The organism is Polymorphospora rubra (assembly GCF_018324255.1).
GTDB classification, from domain to species: Bacteria; Actinomycetota; Actinomycetes; order Mycobacteriales; family Micromonosporaceae; genus Polymorphospora; species Polymorphospora rubra.
Genome location: NZ_AP023359.1, coordinates 6,885,528 through 6,892,051 on the forward strand (window position 1 = coordinate 6,885,528; position 6,524 = coordinate 6,892,051).

Below are 6,524 nucleotides of genomic sequence, written 5' to 3' on the forward strand. Positions count from 1 at the left end.
TGACCATCACGACGTCTCCAGTTCGCGGTCGATGAGGTCGAAGATGTTCTCGGCGGTGGCCGACTCCAGGTCGTCATCGTCGTCGGACCGCCGCGCCGTCAACCGGTCCAGCAGGCCGTGCAGCCGGTCGGTGATCCGCCGGAATTCGTCGCCGTCGGCGTCGAGGCCGGCGAGGGCCGCCTCCAGCCGGTCGAGGTCCGGCCCGAGGCCGGCGGCCCGCTCACCGCCCCCGGCCGGAACGAACCGGCCGGCCAGCCAGGCGGCAAGGACGTTCGGCGCCGGGTTGTCGAAGATCAGGGTCGCGGGCAGCCGCAGTCCGGTGGCCGCGCCGAGCCGGTTGCGCAGCTCGACCGCGGTGAGCGAGTCGAAGCCGAGTTCGCGGAACGCCCGGGTCGGCTCGACGGCGGCCGGGTCGGCGTGCCCGAGCACGGTCGCCACGTGCGCCAGGACCAGATCGGTCAGGGCGCGTACCCGCTTCTCCTCGGGAAGGCCCCGCATCGCCTCGGCGAACGCCGCGCCGTCGGTGGCCTCGGCGCCGCCGGCCGCGCTACGGCGTGCCCGCTGGCGGACGAGCTGGGACAGCAGGGGGTGGACGGGGCCGGTGCCGCCGGCGGTGCTGAGCCGGGCGGGCACCACCAGGGCCCGTTCGGAGTCACGGGCGACGTCGAGCAACGCCAGCGCCTCCGCCGTGACCAGCCCGACCATTCCGCCCCGGTCGAGGCGGCGCAGGTCGGCGGCGTCGAGGTGCCCGGTCATCCCGCTGGCCTTCTCCCACAGGCCCCAGGCCAGCGAGACGGCGGGCAGCCCGAGTGCGCGCCGGTGCGCGGCGAGCGCGTCGAGGAAGGCGTTGCCGGCGGCGTAGTTGCCCTGGCCCGGCGCGCCGAGTACGCCGGCCGCGGCGGAGAAGAGGACGAAGGCGTCGAGTTCCCGGTCGAGGGTGGCGTGGTGCAGGTTCCAGGCCGCGTCGACCTTGGGCCGCAGTACGGCGTCGAGGCGCTCCGGGGTCAGCTGGTCGACGGTGCCGTCGTCGAGGACGCCGGCGGTGTGCACGACGGCGGTCAGCGGGTGCCGCGCGTCCACCATGGACAGTACGTCGGCCACCGCCGCCGGGTCGGCCAGGTCGGCGGCGACGACGGTGGCCTGCGCACCGAGTTCCTTCAGCTCGGCCAGCAGTTCGTCGGCCCCCGCCGCGGCCGGACCGCGCCGGCTGACCAGCAGCAGGTGGCGGGCGCCGTGCGCGGTGACCAGGTGCCGGGCGACCAGCGCGCCGAGGGTGCCGGTGGCGCCGGAGACCAGCACCGTGCCGTCGGGACGCGGTTGCCGGGGGATGGTCAGGGCGAGCTTCCCGACGTGCCGGGCCTGGCTGAGGAACCGGAACGCCTCGGGCGCCTGCCGTACGTCGAAGGTCCGCCTCGGCAGGGGCTGCAGGACGCCGGCGGCGAACAGCGCCATCACCTCGCCGAGCATCCGCCCGATGCGGTCCTGGCCGGCGTCGATGACGTCGAAGACCTGGTAGCTCACGCCCGGATGGTCGGCGGCGACCCGCTCCGGATCCCGCTTGTCGGTCTTGCCCATCTCGACGAACCGGCCGCCGGGGCCGAGCAGGCGCAGCGAGGCGTCGACGAACTCGCCGCTGAGCGCGTTGAGCACCACGTCGACGCCACGGCCGCCGGTGCGCCCGCGGAACTCGTCGACGAAGCCGAGGGTGCGCGACGAGGCGATGTGGGCGTCGTCGAAACCGGTGTCGCGCAGCACCGGCCACTTGCCGGTGCTGGCGGTGCCGTAGACCTCGGCGCCGAGATGGCGGGCGATCTGGACGGCGGCCATGCCGACCCCGCCGGCCGCGGCGTGGATCAGCACGGACTCGCCGGCCCGCAGCCGGGCCAGCTCGACCAGGCCGTACCAGGCGGTCAGGAACACCACCGGTACGGCCGCCGCGTCCGCGTACGACCAGCCGTCGGGGATCCGGGTCACCACCCGGTGGTCGGTGATCGTGACCGACGAGAACGAGCTGGGGAACAGGCCCATCACCCGGTCGCCCGGCGCCAGGTCGGTCACCCCGGGGCCGACCTCGAGGACGACGCCCGCGCCCTCGTTGCCGAGTCCCTCCTGGTCGGGCACCATGCCGAGAGCCAGCACGACGTCGCGGAAGTTCAGTCCGGCGGCACGCATCGCGACGCGTACCTGGCCGGCCGGCAGCGCGGCGGCGGCCTCCGGGCACGGCACCAGGGTCAGGTTCTCCAGCGTTCCCTTGACGGCCACGTCGAGCCGCCACGGGGTGTCGCCGTCGGGCAGCGCGAGCCCGCCGGTGTCCCGGGCCCGGGTGAGCCGGGGCACCAGGGCGGCGCCGTCGCGGAGCGCGACCTGCGGTTCGCCGGAACCGACCGCCGATGCCACCGCCCCGGCGGAGGCGGCGGTGTCGTCGGTGTCGAGCAGCAGGAAGCGGCCCGGGTGCTCGGACTGCGCGGAGCGGACCAGTCCCCACACGGCGGCCTGCGCCGGGCGGCGGGGGGCCTCGCCGGGGGTCGCGCCGACCGCACCACGGGTCCGGAACACCAGCCGGGCGTCGTTGAGGCGGGGCTCGGCGAGCCAGCCGCCGAGCAGCGCCAGCGCCGCCCGGGCGGCGTCGTGCGTGGCCCGCACCGGGTCGTCGCCGTCGGCGTCGGGCGGATAGACCACCACGTCGGGTACGGCACCGTCGGCGTCGATCGCCGCGACCAGCGCGGCCAGGTCGGCGTACCGCTGGACCGGGTGTGCGGCCGCCGCCGACGCCTCCGGCAATCCGGCCGGGGCGGCGCCGAGCACCGCCCAGCGCAGGCTTTGCCCGGCGGTGGCCGGGCCGGCGGGCAGCCAGTCGAGGTGGAACAGGGCGTCGCGGTGTGCGGCCGGGGCCGCCGGGACGGCCGAGGCGGGCCGGAACGTCAGCGCACCGATCTCGGCGACGGGCTGGCCGGCGGCATCGGCGACGGCGACGGCGACCGTGTCGCGGCTCAGCGCACGCAGTCGTACCCGGAGCCGGGTGGCGCCGTGGGCGTGCAGCGCGACCGACTCGAAGGCGAACGGCATCCACACGTCGGCCGGGTCGCCGACCAGGGCGGTCACGCCGCACGCCTGGAGCGCCGCGTCGAGCAGCGCCGGGTGCAGGCCGAAGTCGGCCGCCGCACCGGCGGTCGTCTCCGGCAACGCCACCTCGGCATACACCTCGTCGCCGTGGCGCCAGGTCTGACGCAGCCCCTGGAACGCCGGCCCGTACGTGAGCCCGCCGTCGGCCATCCGCGCGTACCACTCGGGCAGGTCGGTCTCGACCGGGATCGCCCCGGCGGGTGGCCAGTCGGCGAGCACCGGGCCGGACGGCGCCGGGTGTGCGTGCAGCACACCTTCGGCGTGCCGGGTCCACTCGTCGTCGTCGGCCTGCTCTGGTCGGGAGTGGATGGTAACGGCCCGCTTCCCGTCGGCGTCGGGGGCGCCGAGGCGCAGCCGCACCTGGACGGCGGCGCCGTCGGTGGGCAGCACCATCGGGGCGAGCAGGACCAGTTCGCCGACCTGACCGGCGTCGACCTCGTCGCCGGCCCGGACGACCATGTCGAGCAGTGCGGTGCCCGGCACGACGACCGTTCCCCGGACGACGTGCTCGGCCAGCCACGGGTGGGTACGGGTGGACAGCCGGCCGGTGAGCACGACGGTGTCGTCGTCGGGCACCCGTACGGTCGCGCTGAGCAGGGGGTGTCCGGGGTCGTGCAGCCCGGCGGCGGCCACGTCCTGGACCTGGTACGCCGGCATGTCGATCCAGTACCGGCGGTGGTCGAACGCGTACGTCGGCAGCTCCGTCACCGCAGCCGGCGCCAACACCGCCGTCAAATCAACCGGCAGACCGACCGTGTACGCCGTCGCCAGACTGGTCAACAACCGGGTCGGATCGTCCTCACCCCGACGCAACGTGCCCAACACATGCCCCGTGGTGTCCAGATCGTCCAGGATCGCGGTCACCGGCATCCCCAACACCGGATGCGGAGACACCTCCACAAACGTCGAACACCCCGCCCCGATCGCGACCCGAACCGCCGCATCGAACAACACCGGCCGCCGCAGATTCTCATACCAGTAATCCGCACCCATCGACCCCGGATCCACCCAGTCACCGGTCAACGTCGACACCAACCGCACCCCACCGGTCCGCGGCGCGACACCCGCCAGATCCGTCCGCAACTGCTCGGCAACCTGCTGCACCGCCGGCGAATGCGACGCATAATCCACCGGAATCACCCGGGCCCGCACACCGTCGGCCTGACACGCCGCGACCAGACCCGCGACCGGCCCCGGCGGACCCGACACCACCACCGTCGACGGACCATTCACCGCCGCCACACCCACACCCACAAACCCGTCCAGACGGCCGGTCACCTCCTCGACCGACAGATCCACCGACGCCATCGCACCCGACCCCGCCAACACCGCCAACGCCCGCGACCGCAACGCCACCGTCTTCGCCGCATCCTCCAAACTCAGAATCCCCGCCACACACGCCGCCGCGATCTCCCCCTGCGAATGCCCGATGACAGCCCGCGGAGTCACGCCGGCCTGCTTCCACACCGCGGCCAGAGCAACCCCGACCGCGAACAACACCGGCTGGACCACCTCCACCCGCTCCAACCACGACTGGTCGTCACCGGTCAACACCGACACCAGATCCACATCCAGCCACGGCGCCAACACCCGCTGACAATCAGCCAACGCCTCGTCGAACACCGCACACGAACCGACCAGACCCGCCGCCATCCCCACCGACTGCGCACCCTGACCCGGAAACACGAACACCGGACCAGCACCACCATCGACCGCGACCCCGGACACCGCATTCCCCGCCGGCACACCACCGGCGACCGCGTCCAGCCCCGCCAGCAACTCCCCGACACCACCACCCACCACCACCGCCCGGTGATCGAACACCGACCGGGCCGACACCAACGACCACGCCACCTCCGCCGGATCCACCCCACCACGACCACGGACGAACTCCGCCAACCGCGCCGCCTGACCCACCAGCGCACCCCTGGACCGCGCCGACACCGACCACAGCAGCGGTCCCGTCGGCAGGAGCCCGCTTCCGGTGGCGGGTGGGGCGTCCTGCGGCTCGGTCCCGCCGTCCTCGAGGATCAGGTGGACGTTGGTGCCGCTCATGCCGAACGACGAAACGCCCGCCCGGCGCGGCCGGTCCACCACCGGCCACGGCCGCGCCTCGGTCACCAGCTCCACGTCACCGGCCGACCAGTCGACGTGCGGGGTCGGCTCGTCCACATGCAGGGTGGCGGGCACGACCCCGTGCCGCATCGCCGACACCATCTTGATCACACCACCGACCCCGGCGGCGGCCTGGGCGTGCCCGAGGTTCGACTTGATCGACCCCAACAGCAGGGGCCGGCCCACCGGCCGGTCCTGCCCGTACGTCGCCAGCAGCGCCTGCGCCTCGATCGGATCACCCAACGTGGTCCCGGTGCCGTGCGCCTCGACCACGTCGACCAGGTCGGGGGTGAGTTTCGCCCCGGCCAGGGCCTGCCGGATGACCCGCTGCTGGGAGGGGCCGTTCGGCGCCGTCAACCCGTTCGACGCACCGTCCTGGTTGACCGCACTACCCCGCACCACCGCGAGCACCCGGTGACCGTTACGCCGCGCGTCCGACAGCCGCTCCAACAACAGCATGCCGGCGCCCTCGGACCAGCCGGTGCCGTCGGCGGCGGCGGCGAACGACTTGCACCGGCCGTCGGCGGCCAGCCCGCGCTGCCGGGAGAACTCCACGAACGGCCCGGGAGCGGCCAGTACGGTGGCTCCACCGGCCAGGGCCAGCTCGCACTCCCGCTGCCGCAACGCCTGGCAGGCCAGGTGGATGGCGACCAGCGACGACGAGCAGGCGGTGTCGACGGTGACCGCGGGCCCCTCGAACCCGAAGGAGTACGCGAGCCGGCCGGACAGCACGCTGGCGGCGGCACCGGTGACCGCGTACCCCTCGGCGTCGGAGGCGCCGTGCAGCACCGACGCGTAGTCCTGGCCGGACGTGCCGACGAAGACACCGGTACGGCTGCCGACCAGCGACAGCGGGGCGATGCCGGCGCGTTCGAGGAGTTCCCAGCTGACCTCCAGCAGTTGCCGCTGCTGCGGATCCATGGCCTGTGCCTCGCGGGGCGAGACGCCGAACAGGGCGGCGTCGAACGCCCCGGCGTCCCGGAGGAAACCGCCGGAGGTCGTGTACGACGTGCCGAGGTTGTCCGGGTCCTCGTGGTAGAGCCGGTCCAGGTCCCAGCCCCGGTCGGTGGGGAAGTCGGTGATGGCGTCGCCGCCGGCCTCGACGAACGACCACAGTGCCTCCGGCGAGTCGATCCCGCCGGGGTAGCGGCAACTCATGGCGACGATCGCCACCGGCTCGGACTCCTCGGCGGTGACCTCACGCAGCCGCTGCCGGGTCTGCTGCAACTCGGCGATGACCCGCGTCAGGTACTCACGCAGCCGCTCTTCATCCGACATGAAATCCC

1 pseudogene is annotated in these 6,524 nt (G+C 73.9%); it reads right to left on the reverse strand.

The features are described from left to right. Positions 1-6: 6 nt before the first annotated feature. A pseudogene (locus Prubr_RS30640) lies at positions 7-6,522 on the reverse strand (SDR family NAD(P)-dependent oxidoreductase); the annotation flags it as partial. Positions 6,523-6,524: the final 2 nt, after the last annotated feature.